Source organism: Amycolatopsis sp. NPDC039088 (assembly GCF_055598845.1).
This window is the reverse complement of record NZ_JBVKAE010000004.1, coordinates 183885-206322: the sequence shown is the minus strand read 5'-3', so window position 1 is coordinate 206322 and position 22438 is coordinate 183885. Positions and strand designations below refer to the sequence as shown.

22 protein-coding genes are annotated in these 22438 nt (G+C 68.3%); 11 read left to right on the top strand and 11 right to left on the bottom strand.

All coding sequences use genetic code 11. The annotated features are described in order from the left end of the window. The 6 genes from ACZ7KI_RS07365 to ACZ7KI_RS07340 are packed head-to-tail and all read right to left on the bottom strand — an operon-like array spanning window position 1 to window position 8224. Window positions 1–1713 carry a hydantoinase B/oxoprolinase family protein gene (locus tag ACZ7KI_RS07365; protein ID WP_470272330.1) on the bottom strand — a complete coding sequence of 571 codons (1713 nt, stop codon included), beginning with the start codon at window positions 1711–1713 and terminating at the stop codon, window positions 1–3. Continuing rightward, on the bottom strand, window positions 1710–3770 hold the full coding sequence (locus ACZ7KI_RS07360) for a hydantoinase/oxoprolinase family protein (protein ID WP_470272329.1): 2061 nt from the start codon (window positions 3768–3770) through the stop codon (window positions 1710–1712). The genes ACZ7KI_RS07365 and ACZ7KI_RS07360 overlap by 4 nt, the downstream gene beginning before the upstream one ends. Further along, window positions 3767–5398, bottom strand: a complete 1632-nt coding sequence (locus ACZ7KI_RS07355) for a thiamine pyrophosphate-binding protein (RefSeq protein ID WP_470272328.1) — start codon at window positions 5396–5398, stop codon at window positions 3767–3769. Before ACZ7KI_RS07355 ends, ACZ7KI_RS07360 begins: the two co-directional genes overlap by 4 nt. Window positions 5399–5450: 52 nt before the next feature. Further along, window positions 5451–6077, bottom strand: a complete 627-nt coding sequence (locus ACZ7KI_RS07350; protein ID WP_470272327.1) for an MSMEG_1061 family FMN-dependent PPOX-type flavoprotein — start codon at window positions 6075–6077, stop codon at window positions 5451–5453. Continuing rightward, complete coding sequence (locus ACZ7KI_RS07345) at window positions 6070–7227, bottom strand: NAD(P)/FAD-dependent oxidoreductase (RefSeq protein ID WP_470272326.1); 1158 nt, start codon at window positions 7225–7227, stop codon at window positions 6070–6072. The genes ACZ7KI_RS07350 and ACZ7KI_RS07345 overlap by 8 nt, the downstream gene beginning before the upstream one ends. Continuing rightward, window positions 7211–8224, bottom strand: a complete 1014-nt coding sequence (locus tag ACZ7KI_RS07340) for a glutathione S-transferase family protein (protein WP_470272325.1) — start codon at window positions 8222–8224, stop codon at window positions 7211–7213. Before ACZ7KI_RS07340 ends, ACZ7KI_RS07345 begins: the two co-directional genes overlap by 17 nt. A gap of 95 nt (window positions 8225–8319) precedes the next feature. On the opposite strand from ACZ7KI_RS07340, the gene ACZ7KI_RS07335 reads away from it, so the two are divergent. After that, window positions 8320–9687, top strand: coding sequence for a WS/DGAT/MGAT family O-acyltransferase (locus ACZ7KI_RS07335; RefSeq protein ID WP_470272324.1), 1368 nt, complete (start codon window positions 8320–8322; stop codon window positions 9685–9687). Between the two features lie 77 nt (window positions 9688–9764). Here the strand turns inward: ACZ7KI_RS07335 and ACZ7KI_RS07330 are convergent, their stop codons facing one another. Further along, complete coding sequence (locus ACZ7KI_RS07330; protein ID WP_470272323.1) at window positions 9765–10751, bottom strand: PQQ-dependent sugar dehydrogenase; 987 nt, start codon at window positions 10749–10751, stop codon at window positions 9765–9767. 315 nt (window positions 10752–11066) lie between these two features. Here ACZ7KI_RS07330 and pqqA point away from each other — a divergent pair, with 315 nt between their 5' ends. From pqqA to pqqB, 5 genes are all read left to right on the top strand, one after another. Further along, window positions 11067–11162 (top strand): pyrroloquinoline quinone precursor peptide PqqA, encoded by a 96-nt coding sequence (gene pqqA, locus ACZ7KI_RS07325; protein ID WP_043848360.1) that lies wholly within the window; start codon window positions 11067–11069, stop codon window positions 11160–11162. Window positions 11163–11247: 85 nt separating this feature from the next. Further along, window positions 11248–11934 carry a pyrroloquinoline-quinone synthase PqqC gene (gene pqqC, locus ACZ7KI_RS07320; RefSeq protein WP_470272322.1) on the top strand — a complete coding sequence of 229 codons (687 nt, stop codon included), beginning with the start codon at window positions 11248–11250 and terminating at the stop codon, window positions 11932–11934. After that, on the top strand, window positions 11931–12203 hold the full coding sequence (pqqD, locus tag ACZ7KI_RS07315; protein WP_061982360.1) for a pyrroloquinoline quinone biosynthesis peptide chaperone PqqD: 273 nt from the start codon (window positions 11931–11933) through the stop codon (window positions 12201–12203). Before pqqC ends, pqqD begins: the two co-directional genes overlap by 4 nt. After that, window positions 12194–13282: a pyrroloquinoline quinone biosynthesis protein PqqE gene (gene pqqE, locus ACZ7KI_RS07310; RefSeq protein ID WP_470272321.1), complete on the top strand. Its 1089-nt coding sequence runs from the start codon at window positions 12194–12196 to the stop codon at window positions 13280–13282. Before pqqD ends, pqqE begins: the two co-directional genes overlap by 10 nt. Further along, window positions 13279–14142: a pyrroloquinoline quinone biosynthesis protein PqqB gene (gene pqqB / locus ACZ7KI_RS07305; protein ID WP_470272320.1), complete on the top strand. Its 864-nt coding sequence runs from the start codon at window positions 13279–13281 to the stop codon at window positions 14140–14142. Before pqqE ends, pqqB begins: the two co-directional genes overlap by 4 nt. On the opposite strand, the gene ACZ7KI_RS07300 is transcribed toward pqqB, so the two are convergent. Then, window positions 14139–15113, bottom strand: a complete 975-nt coding sequence (locus ACZ7KI_RS07300) for an aldo/keto reductase (protein WP_470272319.1) — start codon at window positions 15111–15113, stop codon at window positions 14139–14141. The genes pqqB and ACZ7KI_RS07300 overlap by 4 nt on opposite strands. A gap of 108 nt (window positions 15114–15221) precedes the next feature. Between ACZ7KI_RS07300 and ACZ7KI_RS07295 the strand changes: the two genes are divergently transcribed. Together ACZ7KI_RS07295 and ACZ7KI_RS07290 are read left to right on the top strand one after the other, a co-directional pair. Beyond that, on the top strand, window positions 15222–15740 hold the full coding sequence (locus tag ACZ7KI_RS07295) for an ArsR/SmtB family transcription factor (RefSeq protein ID WP_470272318.1): 519 nt from the start codon (window positions 15222–15224) through the stop codon (window positions 15738–15740). Next, complete coding sequence (locus ACZ7KI_RS07290) at window positions 15737–16957, top strand: MFS transporter (protein WP_470272317.1); 1221 nt, start codon at window positions 15737–15739, stop codon at window positions 16955–16957. The genes ACZ7KI_RS07295 and ACZ7KI_RS07290 overlap by 4 nt, the downstream gene beginning before the upstream one ends. Window positions 16958–17008: 51 nt before the next feature. On the opposite strand, the gene ACZ7KI_RS07285 is transcribed toward ACZ7KI_RS07290, so the two are convergent. Both ACZ7KI_RS07285 and ACZ7KI_RS07280 read right to left on the bottom strand, forming a co-directional pair. After that, the gene (locus tag ACZ7KI_RS07285; protein WP_465503890.1) at window positions 17009–18385 is read right to left on the bottom strand and encodes an amidase; all 1377 of its coding nucleotides are present in this window, start codon (window positions 18383–18385) and stop codon (window positions 17009–17011) included. Window positions 18386–18392: 7 nt separating this feature from the next. Further along, on the bottom strand, window positions 18393–19382 hold the full coding sequence (locus tag ACZ7KI_RS07280; protein WP_470272316.1) for a D-2-hydroxyacid dehydrogenase: 990 nt from the start codon (window positions 19380–19382) through the stop codon (window positions 18393–18395). 98 nt (window positions 19383–19480) lie between these two features. On the opposite strand from ACZ7KI_RS07280, the gene ACZ7KI_RS07275 reads away from it, so the two are divergent. From ACZ7KI_RS07275 to ACZ7KI_RS07265, 3 genes are read left to right on the top strand one after another with little or no spacing between them, the layout of a single operon-like run. Further along, on the top strand, window positions 19481–20221 hold the full coding sequence (locus tag ACZ7KI_RS07275; RefSeq protein WP_470272315.1) for a maleate cis-trans isomerase family protein: 741 nt from the start codon (window positions 19481–19483) through the stop codon (window positions 20219–20221). Window positions 20222–20264: 43 nt separating this feature from the next. Then, window positions 20265–21035 (top strand): maleate cis-trans isomerase family protein, encoded by a 771-nt coding sequence (locus tag ACZ7KI_RS07270; RefSeq protein ID WP_470272314.1) that lies wholly within the window; start codon window positions 20265–20267, stop codon window positions 21033–21035. A gap of 3 nt (window positions 21036–21038) precedes the next feature. Further along, window positions 21039–21731: a GntR family transcriptional regulator gene (locus ACZ7KI_RS07265; protein ID WP_470223567.1), complete on the top strand. Its 693-nt coding sequence runs from the start codon at window positions 21039–21041 to the stop codon at window positions 21729–21731. A 4-nt stretch (window positions 21732–21735) separates the two neighbouring features. Here ACZ7KI_RS07265 and ACZ7KI_RS07260 read toward each other — a convergent pair whose 3' ends face one another. Continuing rightward, window positions 21736–22212, bottom strand: a complete 477-nt coding sequence (locus ACZ7KI_RS07260) for a DUF4262 domain-containing protein (protein WP_470272313.1) — start codon at window positions 22210–22212, stop codon at window positions 21736–21738. Window positions 22213–22438 lie beyond the last annotated feature (226 nt).

Below are 22438 nucleotides of genomic sequence, written 5' to 3'. Positions count from 1 at the left end.
TCATTTTCTCCCTCTCGACGAAACCGCTGTGTAGTCCTCCGGAAGCCGGACCAGTGCTCCGGGTTCTCCGTGATAGGTGACTTCGACGCCGTACAGTTCGCGCGCGGCTTCCACGGAGACGTAGCCGTCGACGACGTCGGCGAGTACGGCCTCCGGCTCCCGTTCGAACGGGTCGCCGTACCCACCACCTCCGGGCAGGATCACGTCCACGACGTCGTCCGGCCGCAGGCTCACCCGGCTCTTCGACGGCAGGTCGGCTCCACCGGAGAGCCCGAACCGGCCCGCGGCCCCATCATGCCCCGAGTCCACTCCGGACGCCGGTCGAAGCACCCGATCGACGTTCCCGTTGACACTCCATGTGATCTCGCCGCGGGCTGCCATGGTGGTGCACTGGCCGAGGCCGCCGCGCCACCTTCCCGCACCGCCGGAGTCCGTGCGCAGCACGCGCTCGCGCTGCACCAGCGGCGCCATCGTCTCGATGACCTCCGTAGGCGTCGACCGCAGACCGCTGGGGAAACCGGTGGTGTTCAGTCCGTCCTTGGTGGCCCGTGCGCCGATTCCCCCGGTCTGGAAGACGTTGAGCATGAACTCCTCACCCGCCGCGCCGACGCCGCGCCAGATGGTCATCCACAACGCGTCCGCGCTGTGCGCCAAGGCGTTGCCGGGCAACGCTTCGTGCAGCGCGGAGAGCAGCAGGGACGGCAGAAAATGCCCGATCAGATGCCGGGACGCCACCGGAGCGGGCGGGGTGCAGTTGAGCACCGATCCCTCTGGCGCGGTGACGTGCACCGGCCGGAACGAACCCGCGTTGTGCGGCACTTCCGGGGAAATCGCCGCCTTGACGGCGAACGAGGCGTACGCCCGCGTGTAGTTGAGGACGACGTTGATCCCGCGACGGCTTTGCGGTGACGATCCGCCGAAGTCGAGGTGGATGTCTTCGCCGTCGATGGTCACGGTGACCTTGAGGACGACTTCTTCGTCGTCGAAGCCGTCGGTCACCAGTTCGCTGGTGTACGTGCCGTCCGGCAGTTTCGCCAGAGCGTCCCGCAGTGCGCGCTCGGAGCGGTTCATGATCTCCGCGGCGACGTCGTCGAGCGAATCGAGGCCGAATTCCTCCAGTAGCCGCACCAAACTCGCGGCGCCGACCTCGTTACCGGTGACCTGCGCGTACAGGTCCCCGATGGTCTCCTCCGGGGTGCGGACGTTCGCCCTGATCACCGATTCCAGATCCGCGTTGACCTCGCCCGCGCGGAAGAACTTCATGATCGGCAGGCGCAGGCCCTCTTCGAAGACCTCGCTGGCCTCGGCCGAGACCAGCCGTCCGCCGATATCCGGTGCGTGACAACAGGAAGCGAACCAGGCGACCAGCCGTCCACGCAGGAACACCGGCGTGGCCACGGTGATGTCGTTGATCTGCCCCGCGGTCTGCCAGGGATCGTTGGTGAGCAGGACGTCGCCCGGCTCCAGCGTCTCCGGCGGATAGGCGGCGACGAAGTGGTGCATTCCGGTCGCCATCGCGTTGATGTGGCCGGGGGTCCCGCCGACGGACTGGCCGATCATCTCGCCACGCGAGTCGAACACCGCGCAGGCGAGGTCGAACGATTCCCGCACCACGGAAGAGAACGCCGTGTTGACGAGCGCGTTCTGCTGTTCGGCCAGGATCGAATGCAGCCGGTTTCCCAGCACTCCCACCAGAATCGGGTCGACGCTCATACCGTCACCACCAGACTGGCGTCCTCACCGACCACGCACCGAGCACCGGGCGTAACGACCACAGTGGACTCACGTTCCTCGACGATGGCCGGACCCTCGACGCTGTCACCGGGCTTGAGCCGATACCGGTCGAACACCGCCGTGTCGACATAACCACCCGAGGCCGGGAAATACGCCGGACGGCTCCCCTTGCGCGCGTCTCCCCCGGCCACCGTGCCCGCGAGTTTCAAGGTGACTTCGGGTGCCGGGCCGGTGGAGACGACCCGCCAGTTGAGCACCTCGATCGCGACGTCCGGGCCAGTCCGTCGATATAGCTTCCGGTAGGTCTCGGTGAACGCGTCGATCAGCGACTCCGGCCAGTTCCCGCTCTCGACCGGTACGCGGATCTCGTAGCCCTGACCGGAATACCGCATTTCGGCGACCCGTCGATGTGTCACCTTCACACCGTCCACACCGGACTTCTCCAGCAGTTTCGCGCCCTCGGCCTCCATCTCGGCGAACAGTGCCTCCACTTGCTCCCAAGAGAGATCGAGGACCGCCGCGCGCGCCGAACGGACGAAATCGAAGGCCAGTGGCGCGGTGAGGAAACCCGCCGCGCTCAGCACTCCGGCCGCGGGTGGCGCGACGACTTCGGGCGCGCCGAGCGCTCGCGCCACACCGACGCCGTGCACCGGCCCGGCACCACCGAAGGTGAACATCGGCAGCTTCGCCGGATCCTTGCCGCGTTCGACGGCGTGCACGCGCGCCGCGTTCGCCATGTCCTCGTTGACGCTGGTGTGAATACCCCAGGCGGCCTCTTCGACACTGACTCCGAGCGGTCCGGCGATCTTCGACCGGATGGCTTCGCGCGCGGCCACGGCGTCCAAAGCCATTCCGCCGCCGAGGAAATACGCGGGATCCAGATAGCCGAGCACGAGATCGGCGTCGGTCACGGTCGGCTCGGTGCCGCCTCGTCCGTAGCAGACCGGGCCCGGTTCGGAACCTGCCGAATCCGGGCCGACGGTGAGCAGGCCGAGCGCGTCGATCCGGGCGATCGAGCCGCCGCCGACGCCGATCTCGATCATGTCGGTGACCGGGACCTTGACCGGCAGCCCGGAGCCCGGCAGCAACCGGTACTTCCGGTCCACTTCGAACTCGTGCGTCACCAGCGGCGCGCCGCCGGAGATCATGCACAACTTGGCCGTGGTGCCACCCATGTCGAAGGCCAGTAGATCCTCGACACCGGCAGCGGCACCGATGGCGGCCGCGGCGAGCGCCCCACCCGCGGGACCGGATTCCAGGATGCGGATCGGGTAGCGCGCGGCGGTGTCGACGGTCGCGATCCCGCCGTTGGACAGCATGATGTGCGGCGACGGCCGCACCCCCGCCTCGTGCAACCGCCGTTCCAGGTCACGCAGATAGCGTTCGGTGAGGTCCTGAACGTAGACGTTCGCGACGGTGGTGGAGGTGCGTTCGAACTCGCGGATCTCGGGGACGACCTCGCTCGACAGCGCGATCCGCAGTCGCGGTGCGACGTCTTGGAGTACCTCGGCCGCCCGTCGTTCGTGCGCCGGATTGGTGAAGGCGTGCAGGAAACAGATCGCCACCGCGTCGATCCCGCGGGCGTCGAGCTCGCGGCCGAGGCGCGCGACATGCTCTTCGTCCAGTCCGGTGTGGACGATCCCGTCGGCGAGGATCCGCTCGGGGACGTCGAACCGCAGGTGCCGCGGGACCAGCGGGGCGGGAAGTTCGATGAGCAGGTCGTACAGCTCGTACCGATGTTCGCGCCGCATCTCCAGCACGTCACGGAAGCCGGCGGTCGCCAGCAGGGCGGTGCGGGATCCCTTGCGTTCGATCAGCGCGTTCGTGACGAGCGTGGTGCCGTGCACGAACTGCTCGACGTCGGCCGCGGCCAGCCCGGCGTCGGCGAGTGTCCTTTTCAGACCCTCTTCGACCGCGCGGGCGGGCTCGTCGTGCGTCGTCAGCACCTTGCCGACGGCGACGACACCGGTTTCGTCGAGCACGCAGAGATCGGTGAACGTCCCGCCGATGTCCACGCCGACCCGGAGCCCGGTCACGAAGATTCCTTGCGATACCACCGAGGAGACGTGTTGAGCGGCGGTGTCATCTTCGCCCGGACGACCAGCACGTTCGGCTCGTCGGACTCGACGAACTCGCCGAGCAGCCGCCGGAAAGCGCGCCCGAAGCCGGAGACGCGGTCCGCGTGGACCCCGAACGAGCGGGCGAGACCGACGAAATCGGGGCTGTCCCAGTCGACGCCGCGTCGAGGCAGCCCGGCCCTGTCCTGGTCGTAGCGGAGCATCCCGTAGCCGCCGTCGTCGACGATGATCACGGTGACCGGCAGCTGTTCCTGCGCCAGCGTGGCGAGGTCACCGCAGGCGAACAGGAAACCGCCGTCCCCGCTGACACAGATGGCGCGGCCGGCGCCGGCCGCCCCGGCCCCGAGCGCGGCCGGGAACCCGTAGCCGAGTGTGCCCCAGCCCATCGGATAGGCGAGCTTGCGCGGGGCGCGGACGCGGTGGAAGCCGCCGATCCAGTATCCGGCCACGCACATGTCCGCGACCACGACGGCGTCCTGCGGCAACACCTCGTCCAAAGTGGACAGCAGATCCGCCGCCTGCGGTTCCTCTTCCTTGATCCGCCGCCGGACCCGCGCGGAGACCTTGGCGAGCCTGCCGACGAGGGCCGCGATACCTGGCCGTTCCTCGACTTTCAGGGCCTCGGTGAGCGCGCGGGCGTCGCCGACCAGTGTGATGTCCGGCTGGTAGTTCTTGGCCGCGTCGTCGGGGTCGACGTTGATCGCGATGAGCTTCTTCGGCTTCGGCATCAACCAGTTCTGCGTCATCAGCCCGTCGAAGTCGGTGCCGATGGCGAGGACGACGTCGGCCTCGTCCCACAGGGCGCCGACCTCCGGCGCGTGCACCGGGTTCGGAGCGAGACAGGGGTGATCGACCGACAGGAGCCCGCGAGCCCCGAACGTCGTGAGCACCGGCGCGGCCAGCCGTTCGGCGAGTTTGCCGATCACCTCACCGGCCTCGGCCCGCAACGCGCCGCCGCCCGCCCAGATCAGCGGCCGCTCCGCGGTGGCCAGCAACGCCTCGGCCTCGCTGAGATCCGGGATCTCGGGCGGTCGCGCGTGCGACCGGGGCGGACGGCGGGCCGGTGTCCGCTGCGACAGGAAATCGGTCGGGATACCGACGTAGACCGGGCCGCTCTGCGGCTGGAGCGCGAGCCGGGCCGCGCGGTGCAGGGTGGCGGCGACCTGGTCGGCACTCTGGACGGTGAACCCCGCCTTCGTGACCGGCGCGAACATCGCCTGCTGATCCGACGTCTCGTGCAGGACGCCGCGGACCACGCCGGGACGCCGCAGCGTGGACGGGATGTCCGTCGCGATGACCAGGATCGGCGCCGCGGAGGCCATCGCCTCGCCGACGGCGGCGAGCGTGTTCGCCGCGCCGGGCCCCGTGGTCACCAGCGCGACGCCGAGTTTCCCGGTCGCGCGGGCGTAACCGTCGGCCGCGTACCCGGCCGTCTGCTCGTGCCGGACCCCGACGAGCCGGATGTCCGTATCGGCCAGCGCCTCCCATAACGGCAGGTTGTGCACCCCGGGGAGACCGAAGACGACTTCGGTCCCCAGAGCGGTCAGCGCGTCGGCGAGATGCTGGGCTCCGGTGGGTGAAGGCACCCCGCCGATAGTGCCAGATCGTTCAACGATCCAGCAACCATCGCTCGCGGTGTCAGTACAAACCGGCCGAGTAGGCGGCGGGAGCGTAGTAGGCCTCCAGCTCAGCGATGCTGTCTTCCGGACGCTCGAAGGTCTTGGAGATGACCGCGCGGGACGGCATCGCGTCGGGCGTCCACGTCTCGGGCTCCCAAAGCTTCGACCGCATGAAGGCCTTCTGACAGTGGTGGAAGACCTCGTCGATGTCGACGACCAGCGCGAGCTTCGGCCGGTTGCCCTTCACGATCATGTCGTCGAAGAACGGCGCCTCCCGGACCAGCCGCGCCCGTCCGTTGATCCGCAGCGTGTCCCCGCGCCCGGGAATGAGGTAGATCAGCCCGACGTGCGGATTCGACAGCACGTTGTGGAAGCCGTCGGCGCGACGATTGCCGGGGCGCTCCGGGATCGCGATCCGCGTGTCGTCCAGTACCAGCGTGAACCCGGCGGGGTCGCCCTTCGGCGAGACGTCGCAGGTGCCGTCCGCCGCCGACGTCGCGATCAGCACGAACGGCGACTCCGCGAGCCACCGCCGGTCCATGTCGTGCAGTTTCGGCCGCGCCTTGTTCGCGGTGCGCTCCAGCGGCGGCGGCAGGATCTCACGCAGTTCCGCCTCGGTGGTGACCTCGACCATTCCCTCAGACAATGTTGTGCTCCCTCGTCACGGCCCGGACGTCGGCGAAGCGCCGGACGTCGAGCGCGGTGATGTCGATACTCGGGGCCCTCCCCAGGTAGAGGTCCCGCACGATCTCCCCCACGGCCGGGCCCATCTGGAACCCATGCCCCGAAAACCCGGTCGCGTAGAAGAACCTCGACACCTGGACGCTTTCGCCCACGATCTGGTTGCGGTCGGGGGTGACTTCGTACAGCCCCGCCCAACCGCTGCGGATCCCCGCGCCGAGCACGGCGGGCACCCGCCGCGCGGCGATCTCGGCGAGCTTCGGCAGCCAGTCGCCCGGCTGGTACCGGGTGTCGAAACCGGGGTCGCCGTCACCGTCGCAGAAGGACATCGCCAGACCGAGGCCCTCGCGGTGGAAGTAGAACGCCGACGGCATCTCGATGGTCAACGGTACGGACACGGGCAGGTCCGCGATCGGTCCGGTGAACACGACCTGCCGCCGGAACGGCCGGACCGGGAGATCGACGCCCGCGAACTCGCCGACCCGCCCCGACCAGGCGCCCGCCGCGCAGACCACGGCGTTCGTCGACACGATGCCGTCGCTGGTCCGGACGCCGGTGATCTCGTCGCCGTCGCGTTCGATCCCGATCACCTCGACGCCGGTCTTCAGCACCGCGCCGTGCCCGCGGGCCGCCCGCGCGTAGCCCTGGACCGCGGAGTCGGGCGTGGCCTTCGCGTCCTCCGGCGACCACAGCGCCGCGACCACGCCTTCGGTGTCGATCAGCGGGGAGAACCGCCGCGCTTCGGCCGGTTCGACGAGCCTGCTGCGGACGCCGTAGGAGTTCTGCAGGTCGACACAGCGCTCGAATTCGGGCAGGTCCGCGGGATCGGTGACCAGATACAGGTACCCGTCGCGACGGAAGTCGATCTCGGTCCCGTACGTCTCGGCGAAGGAGGCGTACTCGGCCAAGCCGCGTAGCCCGATCTCGATGTTGACCCTGGTCGTGAACGACGACCGGATCCCGCCCGCCGCCTTCGCCGTCGAGCCCGCGCCCAGGCTGTCGCGTTCGAGCAGCAGCACCGAGACCCCGGCGGCGGCGAGCCGGTACGCGCAGGCGACCCCGATGATGCCGCCGCCGATCACGACGACGTCGGCGCGTTCAGGAAATGGCTCCATCCGTGTCCCCGATCCGTTCGTCCTCGGGCGGCGGTCCCGGCGGTGTGCCGTCGCCGAACGGGCGCCCGCCCAGCTGCTCCCGGTGATGCGGGGCCGCCCAGCCGGACAGGTCCGGTCCCAGTGGGACGATCCGCGTCGGGTTCACCTGCTCGTGCACCGCGTAGTAGTGCCGCTTGATGTGGTCGAAGTCGACGGTGTCACCGAAGCCCGGCGTTTGGAAGAGGTCGCGGGCGTACGCCCACAGCACCGGCATTTCGGCCAGTTTGTTCCGGTTGCACTTGAAATGCCCGTGATAGACCGGATCGAACCGGACGAGCGTGGTGAACAGGCGGATATCCGCTTCGGTGATCGTGTCGCCGACGAGGTAACGCTGCCTTTCGAGTCGTTCGGAAAGCACGTCCAGCATGGTGAAGAGGCGATGGTACGCGTCCTCGTACGCGGACTGCTTGGTCGCGAAACCGGCCTGGTAGACGGCGGCGTTGACGTCGGTGTAAACGCCCGCGTTGACGGCGTCGATCTCGTCGCGCAGCCGCTCGGGATACAGCTCCGGCGCGCCGGAGCGGTGCAGACTGGTCCATTCGGTGGAAAGATCCAAGGTGATCCGCGGATAGTCGTTGGTCACCAGCCGCCCGCTTGGAATGTCCACAATGGCCGGAACGCTGATCCCGCCGAGGTAGTGCGGGTCGGCGGCGTGGTAGGCCTCGGCCAGGTACTTGATGCCCAGTACCGGATCCCGGTCATCGGGATCGAGGGTGAACCGCCAGCTCTTGTCGTCCTGGATCGGGTCGGCGACGGCCACACTCAGCGCGGACTCGAGGCCGAGGAGCCGCCGGACGACCAGCCCGCGGCTCGCCCAGGGACAGGCCCGGCTCACCACCAAGCGGTATCTTCCCGCCTCGACCGGCCAGCCGTCGCGGCCGTCGGCGGTGATGCGCGCGTCGAAATGGTTGGCGGATCGACGGAACTCGCCCGTCTCCGGATCGGTCGGGATCGTCATGTGAGCCACCCTAAAGCGTGAGATGGTGGTTTCGGTGTGCGTAGACTCTGGCACCCGGCGTGCTCGCACGCCGCCGCGCGGAAGGTGGTCCGACGATGCCGTTCATGCCCGTGACCGACTCGATGTTCCTTCTCGTGGAGACGCGCGAACATCCCATGCACGTCGGCGGACTGCAACTGTTCAAGAAACCCGAGGACGCCGGCGACGACTATCTCCGTGACATCCGGCGGAAACTGCTCGATTCCGACAACATGCGCTCGGTGTTCCGGCGCCGTCCCGCCCGGCCGGTCAACACCGCGGGTCACCTCGCCTGGTCGACCGACACCGATCTCGAGCTCGATTACCACTTCCGCCATTCGGCACTGCCCCAGCCCGGCCGGATCCGCGAACTGCTGGAACTGACCGGGCGCTGGCACAGCACCCTGCTCGACCGGCACCGTCCGCTCTGGGAGATCCACCTGGTGGAGGGTCTGCAGGACGGCCGGTTCGCGATCTACAGCAAGATCCACCACGCGCTGATGGACGGTGTTTCGGCACTGCGGCATCTGCAGGGCACGCTGTCGGACGACCCGTTCGACCTCGACTGCCCGCCGCCGTGGGGGTCCCGGCCCAAACCCGAGGGCAGCCGCGACGGCAAGGCGTCCCCCTCGATGTTCCGGACCGTCGGCAAGACGTTCAACCAGCTCGCCGGCATCGCGCCCGCCGCGGTGAAGGTGGCGCGAGAGGCGTTCCAGGAGCACACCCTGACGCTGCCGTCGCAGGCGCCGAAGACGATGTTCAACGTGCCGATCGGCGGTGCCCGGCGGTTCGCGGCGCAGTCGTGGTCGCTCGACAGGGTGCGCAAGATCGCCACCGCGGCCGGGGTGTCGCGCAACGACGTCGTGCTGGCGATGTGCTCGGGCGCGCTGCGCGACTACCTGATCGAACAGAACGCGCTTCCCGACGCGCCGCTGACCGCGATGGTCCCGGTGTCCTTGCGGCGTAAGGACACCGGCGACGCGGCGGGCAACAACATCGGCGCGCTGCTGTGCAACCTCGCCACCCATCTGACCGACCCGGCCGCGCGGCTCGCGGCGATCAACGCGTCGATGCGCAACGGGAAGAAGCTCTTCTCGGAACTGACGCCGCTGCAGACGCTGCTGCTGTCGGGGATCAACGTCGCCCAGCTCGGCGTGTCCCCGATCCCGGGTTTCGTGAACAACACGAAACCGCCGTTCAACCTGGTGATCTCCAACGTGCCGGGGCCGCGCAAGCAGATGTACTGGAACGGCGCGTCGCTCGACGGCATCTACCCGGCTTCGGTGCTGCTCGACGGGCAGGCGCTGAACATCACGCTGACCAGCAACGGGGACAACCTCGACTTCGGCATCACCGGCTGCCGCCGGAGTGTCCCGCATCTGCAGCGCATCCTGACCCACCTCGACACCGCGCTCGCCGAACTAGAACACTCGGTGCGCGTTTAGTCCTCTGAATGCGGTGGTTCGACGCTGAACTACCGCATTCAGAGGACGAAATGCGTCAAGCTCAACTCCCGCCGGGGCTAGCTGCCGTCGGAGACGTAGATGGCGCTCGGCGTGATCGTGTACAGCTGGCCGTCGGGCCCCGCGACCTCGTCACGCGTACGGCCGAGGTTGGTCCAGAGCTTGCCGCCGTTGCCGCTGAGGTCGAGCTTGTAGGTGCCGCCCTTGAGCGAGGCCATGTACAGCGAGCCCTTGTAGGCCGCGAGCCCGCTCGGTGTCGCCGAGGACGTCGGCCAGGCCTTGACCGGGTTCGTCATCCCCGCCGTGTTGCACGGGCCTTCGCAGGTCGGCCAGCCGTAGTTCTTGCCCGGCTCGATCTTGTTCAGCTCGTCGAGCTTGTTCGCACCGATGTCGGAGTTGTACAGCTGCCCGTTCACCCAGGTCAGCCCCTGGACGTTGCGGTGGCCGTAGGAGTAGACGCGGCTGTTGAACGGGTTGCCCGGCGCGGGCGCGCCGTCGGTGGTGATCCGCAGGACCTTGCCGCCGAGGGAGTTCTTGTCCTGCGCGTTGGCGCCGTTCTGGCCGTCGCCGGTGCCCGCGTAGAGATAGCCGTCCGGGCCGAACCTGATCCGCCCGCCGTGGTGGTACTGCGAACCGCGCGGGATGCCGGTGACGATCGGCGTCGGCGGCTGCCCCAGCTTGAGCTTGGCGATGCGGTTGTCGGAACTGGTCGTGTAGTAGATGAAGACCGTCTGGTCGGTGGCGTACTGAGGCGAGACGGCGATGCCGAGCAGGCCGGCCTCCGCCGTGACGCTCACCCCGGGAATGGTCTGCACCGTGGTGACCTTGCCCGCCTTGTCGATCTTGCTGATCGTCTTGGCGTCCTTCTGTGTGAAAAGGCCGGTGCCGTCGGGGAGGAAGTCGATCGACCAGGCCTGGTTGAGCCCGCTCGCGAGCTGTCTGATCGCCTGGACGGACGGCGCTTCGGCGGCCGCCGCCGGAACAGCCGCGATCGACACGGCCGTCGCGGCGGCGAACGTGGCGGCGAGAGTACGACGTAGGGACATGGGGACGCCTCCTTCAGCTACACCCCTGGAGCCCGGATGGCGGCGGATGACGGGCGGTCGGGGGACACCCGTAGGGTTGGATACAAACACACCACGGGACGAAACGGGCACCACTGGACGGGCTAAGGCAAGCGCTTTCCGTTAACCGTTGTGTGCGCCGAGCGTGACCGATCGGAGGGCTCGATCGGCCATAGGTAGGAAACTTTACAAAACCCGCCCGGAACTTGGCTCTTACGTCTGGTCAGAATCGGCGGCCCGCTTCTAGGGTGACGGGGCTCGGCCCTGTTCGATCCCATGTGGACGTTAGGAGCGGAAATGACCGAAACCATCGAGGTATGGACCACCCCCGACTTCGTCGAGTACGAAACCCCCATGGAGGTCACCGCTTACGCGGCCCGCATGGAGGACTGATTTCGCATCCGGTGGTGGGGGCCGTCCCCCACCACCGCGCCGCCGTCCCGATCAGCGAGCCGTTGGAGGCAGCACGGTGTCCCTCATGTCGTCGTCGGACTTCATCGCGGCCTTGCGCGGGCTTTCGCACCGTTATTGGGGCACGCATCCCTTCCATCAGCGGATGCACGGCGGCGAACTCTCCGAGTACGAGCTGAAGATCTGGGCCGCGAACCGGTGGTACTACCAGTGCGTCCTCCCGCAGAAGGACGCGGCGATCATCAGCAACTGCCCGCTGCCGGAAATCCGCCGCGAGTGGCTGGACCGCATCGTCTATCACGACGGAGTGAAAGCCGGAGACGGCGGAATCGAGCGTTGGCTCCGCTTGTGCACCGCGGTCGGGCTCGACCGCGAAGAGGTTCTAGATCAGCGGCACGTCGCCCCCGGCGTCCGGTTCGCCGTCGACGCCTACCTGAACTTCGCGCGTACGAAACCTTGGCTCGAAGCGGTCGCTTCGGGGCTGACCGAAATGTTCGCCGGCCATCTCATGCAACGGCGGGTCGCCGACATGCTGGCGAACTACTCATGGATCGCCAAGGAAGACCTCGCCTACTTCACCGATCGCATCGACAAGGTCTCGGGCGAAGGCAAAGGAACGCTCGACATCGTGGTGCGGCACGCCGTCACCCGCGAGCAACAGGACAAGGCGATCGCCGCGCTGTCGTTCAAGACCGACGTGCTCTGGTCCATGCTCGACGCCATCGAGCGCGCCGCGGCCGAGGAGCGGCGATGACCACCATCACCACCGGGTCCGTGCCGCGGCTGCGGCGCGGAGTCCGGCTGAGCTATGACCAGACCAGGGAGACACACGTCCTGCTCTTCCCGGAAGGTGTGCTCGTCCCGAATCCGACGGCGGCCGCCGTACTCGGGCTTTGCGACGGCGAGGCGGACGTCGCCGCGATCGCGGCCGCGCTGCGCGAGCGTTATTCCGGTGTCCGCGAGGAAGAGATCCTGGACGTCCTGTCCCGGCTGGGAGATCGGCGGATCGTCGAATGGACCTGAACACCTCCACCGCCGCGCCGCCGCTGGGGATGCTGGCCGAACTGACCCATCGCTGTCCGCTGCATTGCCCGTACTGCTCGAATCCGGTCGAACTGCTCGCCCGCGAAGACGAACTGTCCACAGAGGATTGGCTGTCCGTGCTCTCGCAGGCCCGGGAACTCGGCGTACTCCAGGTGCACATGTCCGGCGGCGAACCACTCGCCCGGCCGGATCTGCCCATCCTGGTCGAGCACGCCACGAAACTGGGTTGCTACGTCAACCTGGTGACGTCCGGTCTCGGGCTCACGGAGTCCAGATTGGACGATCTCGTCGAGCGTGGCATCGCCCATATCCAGCTGTCCGTCCAAGGCGCGACAGCCGAACGCGCGGACCGGCTCGCGGGCGCACGGGCCCACGACCGGAAACTGGTCGTCGCCGGACTGATCAAGAAGGCGGGTCTGCCGCTTTCGGTGAACGTCGTCCTGCACCGGCAGAACCACGACCAGCTGGCCGGGATCATCGCGCTGGCCGAAGAAATGGGTGCGGACCGGCTCGAACTGGCCAACACGCAGTACTACGGCTGGGCCCTGCGCAATCGCGACGCCCTGATGCCGAGCAGACGCCAGCTCGACGAGGCCGAGCCGATCGTGCGCGCGGCCACCGAACGGTTGCGCGGCAGGATGGAGATCATCTACGTCGTCGCCGACTACTACGAGCAGTACCCGAAGCCGTGCATGTATGGCTGGGGCGCACGGCAACTGACCGTGGCCCCCAACGGGGACGTGCTGCCGTGTCCGGCATCGACCGCGATCGAGACGCTGGAATTCGACAACGTGCGAAACATGCCGCTGGCCCGGATCTGGTACGAATCCAGTTCCTTCAACGCCTACCGCGGCGAGGACTGGATGCCGGACACCTGTGGGACCTGTGAGCGGCGCTCGATCGACTTCGGCGGCTGCCGGTGCCAGGCGTTCCAGCTCACCGGTGACGCCGCCGCGACGGACCCGGTGTGCTCGCGTTCCCCGCATCGCGACGTCGTCGATCTCATTCTCGCCACTCCGCCTCGCACGGACGAACTGGTCATGCGGGCGCCCCGATGAGGGTGATCCTGCTCGGTACCGCGGCGGGTGGCGGGTTCCCGCAATGGAACTGCGCCTGCGCACTGTGCACTTCGGACGCTCCGCCCCGGACGCAGGACTGCGTCGCCGTGAGCGCGGACGGCAAGGGCTGGTACCTGCTCAACGCGTCCCCCGACATCCGCGCCCAGATCCTCGCCACGCCGCCGCTCCGTGCCGGGCCGGGGCCGCGAGAGATCCCGCTGCGCGGCGTGCTGCTCACCGACGCGGAGCTCGATCATTCGCTGGGTCTGCTCATGTTGCGGGAAGCCGGCGGACTTCCGGTGTGGGCGCCGGAAGCGGTGCTTCACGCGCTGTCCGGGCAATTCCCCGCACGGTCGATCATCGACGGCTACGGGGGTTGGGACTGGTTGCCGACGTCGGAGATCGCCATCGACGGACTCCGGGTGAGCGTGCTTCCGGTGAGCGACAAACGACCGAAGTACGCACGGTCGTCCACGGAGGACGGTCCCTGGGTGGTGGCGTACCGGATCGAGGACGTCCGGACCGGCGGCGTCTTCGTGTACGCGCCCTGCCTGAAGAACTGGCCGGACGGGTTCGACGAGTTCACGCGCGACGCGGGTCTGGTACTGCTGGACGGGACCTTCTACGCGCCGGACGAGATGTCGGGGGCCACCGGCGCCAAGGTCGGGGACGGCGCGCAACTGGCGATGGGGCATCTGCCGATCACCGGCAGTCTCGCGAAACTCCGGCCTGGTCCGCGTTGGGCCTATACACATCTGAACAACACGAACCCGGTCGTCGACCCGTCCTCACCGGAGCACGCCGCCGTGCTGGCCGGCGGCGCCTCACTTCCCTTGGACGGTAGCGAGTTCAAGCTCTAAGCGATGCCTTCCGGGCTCGCGCCCGACACGGGGACGGCGTCGGCGGTGAGCCGGTCGATCTCCGCGAGCTCGTCCGCGGTCAGGTCGACATCGGCCGCGGCGAGGCTGGCTTCGATGTTGGCCGCCTTGCGCGCGCCCACGATCGCGACGTGCACGCCCGGCTGGGCGAGTGTCCACGCGATCGCGAGCTGACCGACCGAGATCCCCTTGTCCGCGGCGAATTCCTTGAGCCTGTCGACGACGGCGAGATTGCGCCGGAAGTTCTCTCCGGTGAACGCCGAGGATCGCGAGCGCCAGTCGGTCTTCTCGAATGTCGTCTCCGGGGTGAAGGCCCCGGTGAGCAGGCCACTCCCCAGCGGGCTGTAGACGAGCACGCCGATGTCGTTCTCCCGCGCGTACGGCAGCGGGTCGGTCTCGATGTCCCGGCGGAACAGGTGGTACGGCGGCTGCAGGGTTTCGACCGGGCGGGTCTTGTCGAAGGCGGCGAGTTGCGCGGCGTCGTAGTTCGAGACACCGATGTGCCGGATCTTTCCCGCGTCGACGAACTCCTGGAGAATCCCCGCGGTCTCCTCGGCGGGCGCGTCGGGATCGGGCCAGTGGATCTGGTAGAGGTCGATGTGGTCGACGTCGAGGAAGCGGAGGCTGTCCTCGATTCCTTGCGTCAGCCACTCGCGCCGGGAGTCGCGTGAGCGTTCGGAACGCGGCTTGATGCCGCCCTTCGTGGCGATGACGATGTTGTCGCGGTCGCGTTTGAGTTCCTCGCGCAACGCCTTCCCGAGCAGCGCCTCGGATTTCCCGAAACCGTAGGCCTGGGCGGTGTCGAAGAAGTCGACCCCGAGGTCGCGGGCGTGGTGGATGGCGGCTATCGCCGCGTCCTCGTCGAAGGAACCCCAGTCCCCGCCCAGCTGCCAGGTGCCGAAGGCGATCCTCGACACCTCGAGACCGCTCCTGCCCAATGTCGTCGTACGCATACCTCCAGCACAGCACAGACGTCGGTGCGCCGCACCGGACCTCCCGGCCAACGAAACCCCCAAATAACTGTTTGCCGGTTGGCGTCCCGGCAGTCGATACTCTTACCCATGCCGGATTCCCCGAGCCTCGAAGGGCTTCGCGTCCTCGCGCATCCCGTACGGCTGCGCATTCTGTCGCTTTTGACCGGTGTCGCGATGAGTGCGGCCGAAGCCGCCCGCGAACTCGGCGAGACACAGGCGAATGTCAGCTATCACTTGCGGCGGCTGCACGAGGCCGGACTGCTGGACGTCGCCGAGGAGGTCCGGATCCGGGGCGGGCTGGCGAAACGCTACCGGCACGATCCGGATTCCGGCACGCGGTTCGCCTCGACGAATCCGCGGGAAGAACAGCTCCTCATCGGGGCCATGGCCGAAGAACTCAAGCGTCGCAGCGAATTCCGGGTCACCGGGGAACGCGGTTCGATGACCGACGCGGAGATGTGGGTCGACCGCGAGACCTGGGAAAAGGCGCTCGGGCACGCGCGCGAACTGAGCAGGCTCCTGCACGCGGCCGCGCGGCCACCCCGGACTCGCGGCACGATCCCGGTCAGCGCGACGGTCGCGATGTTCGAAATGACGGCATCGTGACATCACTGCGCGAACCCCTGCGCCACCACAACTTCCGCTGGCTGGTCGGCGGCCGTACGTTCGGCGAGTTCGGCAACGCCGTCGCGCCGCTCGCGCTGGCGTTCGCCGTGATCGACCTGACCGGTTCGGCCGTCGACATCGGCATCGTCGTCGGCGCGCGATCGGTGGCGAGCGTGCTGTTGCTGCTGTTCGGCGGGGTACTGGCGGACAGACTGCCGCGATCGGTGATCCTGCAGGGCACCGAACTCGCCGCGACACTGACCCAAGCGACCATCGCGGCGAGTGTCCTTTGTGGATTCGCCTCCATCCCGTTGCTGGTCGCGCTGAGCGTGGTCAACGGCGCGGTGGCCGCGATCTCCGCACCCGCCTCGGCGTCGCTCACGCCGTTGACGGTGCCCGTCGAACTGCTGGCGCCGGCCAACGCACTGGGCAGGTTGCTCTCGAACTCCGGCCGGATCGCCGGCGCCGGACTCGGTGGCCTCCTGGTCACCGCGGTCGGCCCCGGCTGGGCGCTCGGCGGGAACGCGCTGCTGTTCCTGGGCTCGGCCCTGTCCTACCGGCGGATCCGGCTCAACCGCCGGGAACGGATCCCCGGCAGCCGTCCACTGGCGGAGCTCGCCGAAGGCTGGCGCGAGTTCCGGTCACGGACCTGGGTGTGGGTCGTGGTCGTCCAGTTCATGGTGGTGAACGCCGTCATCGCCGGCGGGATCGCGGTACTGGGCCCCCTCGTCGCCGACGACACCTTCGGCCGCTCCGGCTGGGGATTCGCTCTCGCGGCACAGACGATCGGCTCGCTGGTCGGCGGCGTCCTCGTCGCCCGCTGGCAACCGCGGCGCGCGTTGTTCGTCGGAGTCGCGGTGATCCTCTTCGAGGCTCCGCCGCTGATCCTGCTCGGCCAGGCGCCCTTGCTGCCGCTGCTGCTGGCGGCCATGTTCGTCTCCGGCCTGGCGATCGAGCAGTTCGTGGTGGCGTGGGACGTCTCCCTGCAGGAGAACGTGCCCGAGGACAAACTCGCGCGCGTCTACTCCTACGACATGCTCGGTTCCTTCATCGCCCTGCCGCTGGGGCAGATGGCGGCGGGACCGGCGGCGCAGCACTTCGGGATCGGCACGACGTTGCTCGCATGCGCCGGGCTGGTCGTGGCCGCCACCTGCCTCGCCCTGTGCAGCGGGCAGGTGCGGGGCCTGGTCCGCAAGACCCACGCGGCCCGGCCCTGACCGCGCGGCCTCACGAGCGATAGCAAAGGTCCCTTGCTCCCTTTCCGCAGGTCACGGCCAGGGACGGACCTCCTCGAGGAGTTTCGCGACCGCGAGCACCAGGTCGTCGGAGTGCCGGGGGCCGACGATCTGCAGGCCGACCGGGAGACCACTGGAGGTGCGGCCCGCCGGAACGCTGATGGCGGGCTGCTGGGTCATGTTGAACGGGTAGGTGAACGGCGTCCAGTCCGGCCAGCCGCTCAGTCCGCTGCCCGGCGGCACCTCGTGTCCGGCTTCGAAAGCGGGAATCGGGAGGGTCGGCGTGATCAGCACGTCGTAACGCGTGTGGAACTCGCCCATCAGGATGCCCAGCGCGGCCCGCTCGGCGTTGGCGCCGAGGTAGTCGCTCGCCGAGAAGGTCTTGCCGAACTCCCAGACCTTCCGCAGCCCCGGGTCGACCTTGGTCTCCGAACCGGCGGGGAAGGTGTCCAGCCACTTGGCCGCACCCGTCGACCACAGGATGTCGAAGGCGTCTTTAGGGTCACTGAAGCCGGGATCGGCCTCTTCGATGTGCAGGCCCGCGTCACCCAGCGACTGGACCGCCGACTTGACGATCTCCGCGACCTCCGGGTCGACGTCGACGAAACCGAGCGTCGGCGAATAGGCGGCGATCAGCCCGCGCACGTCCCGGCGGACGGCTTCGCGGAAGGTCGAGACGGGCGGAGCGAGCGCGGCCGGGTCGCGGTAGTCGGGCATCGCGAGGACGTCGAGGAGCAGCGCGGTGTCGTCCACCGAACGCGCCATCGGACCGGCGTGCGACAGGGGGCCGAACGGGCTCGCCGGGAACAGCGGGATCCGGCCGTGTGTCGGTTTGAGGCCGACGATTCCGCAGAACGAGGCCGGAATCCGGATCGAGCCACCGCCGTCGGTGCCGACGGAGAGCTCACCCATGCCTGCCGCGACGGCCGCGGCGCTCCCGCCGCTGGATCCGCCCGCCGTCTTCGACGGGTCGACCGGATTGCGGGTGACCCCGGTCAGCGTGTTGTCGGTGACCCCCTTCCACGCGAGTTCCGGTGTCGTGGTCTTTCCCAGCAGTACCAAGCCGTTCTCACGCAGGCGCGCGGTGACCGGGCTGTCGACGTCCCATGGCTGATCGGGGTCGATGCACCGCGAACCACGCAGCGTCGGCCAGCCCTGCGTCAGGAACATGTCCTTGATCGAGGCCGGGACACCGTCGAGCCAGCCGATCGGATTACCGTCGCGCCAGCGGACTTCGGACGCTTTCGCCTGCTCGAGCGCGCGCTCGGGATCGACCAGGCAGAAGGCGTTGGTATCGCCGTCGCGTTCTTCGATGACGCGCAACGCGTTCTGCGTGGTCTCGACCGGCGACAGTTCTCCGGTGGCGTACGCGGCGACCAGCTCGCTCGCGGTCAACTTGGTGTCGTTCATCCGGCCCCTAACCTTGGCGAAGCGTCTCCGACGGCACGTATCCGAGCCGCTTGTCCACGACGTTGCGCAGTGGCTCCCCCGCGCGCCAGCGACGGAAGTTGTCCGCGAACACCTCTACCAGAGTATTACGCCAGCCGACGAAGTCGCCCGACATATGCGGCGAGATCAGCACCTTCTCCATTGTCCACAAAGGACTTTCGGAGGGTAGCGGCTCGGTGTCGAAGACGTCGAGCGCCGCACCGCCGAGCGGTCCGTCCCGTAATGCGCCGACCAGGTCGGCGGTGACCACCAGTTCGCCGCGGCCCACGTTGACGAACCGCGCGCCGGGCTTCATCGCGGCGAAGGTCTCGGCGTCGAACATGCCCTTCGTCTGCTCGGTCAGCGGCGCGACCGCGACGACGTAGTCCGCCTCGGGAAGGTGGCGCGTCAGCTCCGAGGACGCGTACACGTCACCGAAGTCGGGATCGTCCTCACGGGCACGGCGTCCGACGCCGGCCACCGACATCCCGGCCGCCCGCAGCAGCCGCGCGATCGACCGGCCGATCGGCCCGGTACCGACCACGAGGACCCGGCGGCCGTCGATCCGTTCGCTTTCCCGGTGCCGCCATTCCTTCCGCCGCTGCAGATCCCACGAACGGATGAAGTCCTTGGCGAAACTGAGGACGACACCGAGGACGTACTCGGCGATCGCGCCGTCGAACACACCGCGCGAGTTGGTGAGCACGACGTCGCTCTCCTGCAGCCCGGGGAAGAGCACGGGATCGACGCCGGCGCTGGCGATGTGCAGCCAGCGCAGCTTGTCCGCCGCATGCCAAGCGCTGGGAACGGCCGTCGAAAGGAAGTCGTAGACGAAGAGCGCGTCCGCTCCGGATAACGCATCGGCCAACCCGGCCTCGTCGGTGTAACGAACCACCGCTCCGGCTTCGATAGCGCGCATGTCCGGTGGGCGTGCGTCTCCGCAGAGCACCGCCAGCACTGGGGTCTCCGAGGCGATCACGTTGACACCGTAAAAGTGGCTCGTATGATTGTCAACAATCCGAGGAACGACCCCCGGAGCACCGGACTGTGACTGCAGAAGTTTCCGGAGGCTGAGACTTGGATTTCGACTTACTGGAGTTCGAAGGGCCCTTGGCGCAACGCGGCATCGGCGTGATCGCTCCCTTCGACCTGGCCCTGGAACGCGAGCTGTGGCGCTGGGTGCCCATGGAGGTCTCCCTCCATCTGGCACGGACGCCGTACGAACCCGTGCCCGTCAGCATGGAGATGGCCCAGCTCGTCAGCGACAGCCGTCACCTCGCCGCCGCCACGAGGGACGTACTCCACGTCGAGCCCGAAGTCGTCGCGTATCTGTGCACCTCCGGCAGTTTCGTCAACGGTGTGGACTACGAACGGTCCTTGACCAAGGCGATCTGTGACGCGGGCGCCCCGGACGCCGTCACCACCTCCGGAGCACTGGCCGAGGTCCTGCACCAGCTCGACCTCCACCGGGTCTCGGTGCTGACGCCCTATGACGGTGACCTGACCGGGAAGCTGCACGACTTCCTGGCCGAACTCGGTGTGCGCACCGTCTCGAGCGATCACCTCGGCCTGGGCGGCGGCATCTGGAAGGTCAGCTACCGGACCATCGCCGAACGCATCCTCGCCGCCGACCACGCCGACGCGGACGCCATTTTCGTCAGCTGCACCAACCTCCCCACCTACGATCTGATCGAGCCGCTCGAAAGCGCGCTCGGCAAACCCGTCCTCACCGCGAACCAGCTCACGATGTGGGCCTGTCTCCGGCGGATGAACCTGCCGATCGTCGGCCCCGGCAAGTGGCTCCGCGAGGTCGATTGACCTCTTCCCCTACGATTGTCGACAATCTGCCTCCGGAGGTCCCGTGCCCATCACGCCGCTCACCCCGCCCGAGCCGCCGTCCGAGACGACCACGATCGGGTTCATCTACCCCGACCACGCCGCCGAAGACGACTACCCGCTCGCGGAGCAGCTCCTCGGCGGAGACATGGCCGGGATCAAGCTGCCGGTCGAGCACATCTACGGGACCGATCTGCACGCCGTGCCCGAACTCTTGGACCTCGGCAGCGAAAGCCGTCTGGCCGACGGTGCCGCGCTACTGGCCAAGCACGAACCGGACGCGGTGGTGTGGGCGTGCACCAGCGGCAGCTTCGTCTACGGCTGGGAAGGCGCCAGGGACCAGGCCGACCGGCTGGCCGCCGTCGCGGGCGTCCCGGCGTCGAGCACCTCCTTCGCCTTCGTCCACGCCGCTCAAGCGCTCGGTGTCCGGCGGGTCGCGGTCGCCGCCAGCTACCCGGACGACGTCGCCCGGCTGTTCGTCGACTTCCTCGGCGCCGGCGGGATCGAAGTGATCTCGATGGGCAGCGCGGACATCGACACCGCCGCCGAGGTCGGCGGACTCAGCCCGGAGGCCGTGGTCGAACTCGCGGTGAGCCGCGACCACCCGGACGCGGACGCACTGCTCGTCCCCGACACCGCCATGCGCACCCTCGGCGAGATCAACACGCTCGAGACGCGTCTCGGCAAGCCGGTGCTGACCGCCAATCAGGTCACCGTCTGGGAGGGCCTGCGGCTCACCGGGAAATCCCCGCTCGTCCGCACCCTGGGCGCGCTGTTCGGGCAGAGAGGCAACTGAACCATGTCCTTGCCGGATATCGAGCCGGTCAGCCGGGAATCGACCGCCGGGATCATCGCGCGCCAGTTGCGGGACGCGATCATGACCGGCGCTCTTCCTCCCGGCACCCAGCTCGGTGAGACCGAGCTGGCCTCCCGATTCCAGGTCTCGCGAGGGCCGTTGAGGGAGGCGATGCAGCATCTCGTCTCCGAAGGGCTCCTGCGCAGCGAGCGCCACCGCGGCCTGTTCGTGATCGACCTCGAACCCGGTGACGTCTACGACATCTATTCGGCGCGCTCGGCCATCGAACGCGCCGCGATGCTGCGGGCGCTGCGCGGCGACCGGGAGAAGGTCGCCGCCGAACTCGAACAGGCCGTGAGCGCCATGGCCGTCGCCGCCGGCGACGACGACCCGACCGCGCTCTCCTGGGCCGACCTCCGGTTCCACGAAGCACTGATCGCGGCCTCCGGCAGCAAGCGGCTCGTGCGGATGGCGCGCACCCTGCTGATCGAGACGCGGATGTGCCTCACCGCGCTGCAGGGGACCTATCAGCGGGTCGAAGAACGGGTCACCGAACACACCCGGATCATCGAGGCCCTGCGCGCCGGCGACGAGGAGACCGCGCTGTCGCTGCTGGAAGCCCATATGGAGGACGCCGTCCAGCGGCTGGCGCCGGGGACCAGCCTGCGGGTGGGCGAGGCTCCCGCGGTTCCTTAGGGATTCAGCCACGGCCACGCGCTCCCAGCACCGGCTGCCCGCCTGTCCCACCGCGAAACTCCCTGTCCCACGGCCAGTTCCCGTGCTCGTCCTGGTAAACCAGTTGCAGGGCACGGAAATCGGGGCCGTACAGGAGGACTGCGGTGAGCAGGTGCGCCGACGGTGAACCGAGTGAAACAACCTCGAACGCCGGCCAGCCGACCTCCGCCGCCAGCATCTCACCGGCTTCCGGCGGGCCCGACCGGACGATCCGCTGAGCGAAATAGTTCAGCAGCTGCCCGGATCTTCGCTCTCTCAGCCCGGTGACGACGAGTTCCGGCAGCCCGGCGTCGGTGAGCCCGACCGTGTACGCGAAGCCGGGTTGGGCGTACCCACGCTCGACGGTCTGGACCATCCAGCCGTACTTCCGGATCAGCGGACGGACCTCCTCGGCGAGGTAGTCGTCGCGCGTCTTCCCGGGGTTGTCGCAATGCCAGCACATCGGCACTCCTCCAGTCGTCGAATTCGGTGATCGACACTGTGCACCGGGGCACCGACAAAAACCGACGGCTCGGAGTTCGAGCTTCACTTCTGACTCGACCGGCGACGTCGTGAAGGCCTCCTTCCCTACTTTGAGCGCAGGGAAGGAGGCCTTCACGGACTCTCGGCCGACCCCGCAGATGCCATGAACGGGACTTTCATCGCGAATTTCGCAATGAAAGTCCCGT

What these genes read in the sequence shown, in the direction of transcription:
- ACZ7KI_RS07365 (WP_470272330.1), bottom strand. Translation starts at nt 1,713, where the DNA reads ATGAGCGTCGACCCGATTCTGGTGGGAGTGCTGGGAAACCGGCTGCAT.
- ACZ7KI_RS07345 (WP_470272326.1), bottom strand. Translation starts at nt 7,227, where the DNA reads ATGGAGCCATTTCCTGAACGCGCCGACGTCGTCGTGATCGGCGGCGGC.
- ACZ7KI_RS07340 (WP_470272325.1), bottom strand. Translation starts at nt 8,224, where the DNA reads ATGACGATCCCGACCGATCCGGAGACGGGCGAGTTCCGTCGATCCGCC.
- ACZ7KI_RS07335 (WP_470272324.1), top strand. Translation starts at nt 8,320, where the DNA reads ATGCCGTTCATGCCCGTGACCGACTCGATGTTCCTTCTCGTGGAGACG.
- ACZ7KI_RS07330 (WP_470272323.1), bottom strand. Translation starts at nt 10,751, where the DNA reads ATGTCCCTACGTCGTACTCTCGCCGCCACGTTCGCCGCCGCGACGGCC.
- pqqA (WP_043848360.1), top strand. Translation starts at nt 11,067, where the DNA reads ATGACCGAAACCATCGAGGTATGGACCACCCCCGACTTCGTCGAGTAC.
- pqqC (WP_470272322.1), top strand. Translation starts at nt 11,248, where the DNA reads ATGTCGTCGTCGGACTTCATCGCGGCCTTGCGCGGGCTTTCGCACCGT.
- pqqD (WP_061982360.1), top strand. Translation starts at nt 11,931, where the DNA reads ATGACCACCATCACCACCGGGTCCGTGCCGCGGCTGCGGCGCGGAGTC.
- pqqE (WP_470272321.1), top strand. Translation starts at nt 12,194, where the DNA reads ATGGACCTGAACACCTCCACCGCCGCGCCGCCGCTGGGGATGCTGGCC.
- pqqB (WP_470272320.1), top strand. Translation starts at nt 13,279, where the DNA reads ATGAGGGTGATCCTGCTCGGTACCGCGGCGGGTGGCGGGTTCCCGCAA.
- ACZ7KI_RS07300 (WP_470272319.1), bottom strand. Translation starts at nt 15,113, where the DNA reads ATGCGTACGACGACATTGGGCAGGAGCGGTCTCGAGGTGTCGAGGATC.
- ACZ7KI_RS07295 (WP_470272318.1), top strand. Translation starts at nt 15,222, where the DNA reads ATGCCGGATTCCCCGAGCCTCGAAGGGCTTCGCGTCCTCGCGCATCCC.
- ACZ7KI_RS07285 (WP_465503890.1), bottom strand. Translation starts at nt 18,385, where the DNA reads ATGAACGACACCAAGTTGACCGCGAGCGAGCTGGTCGCCGCGTACGCC.
- ACZ7KI_RS07265 (WP_470223567.1), top strand. Translation starts at nt 21,039, where the DNA reads ATGTCCTTGCCGGATATCGAGCCGGTCAGCCGGGAATCGACCGCCGGG.
- ACZ7KI_RS07260 (WP_470272313.1), bottom strand. Translation starts at nt 22,212, where the DNA reads ATGTGCTGGCATTGCGACAACCCCGGGAAGACGCGCGACGACTACCTC.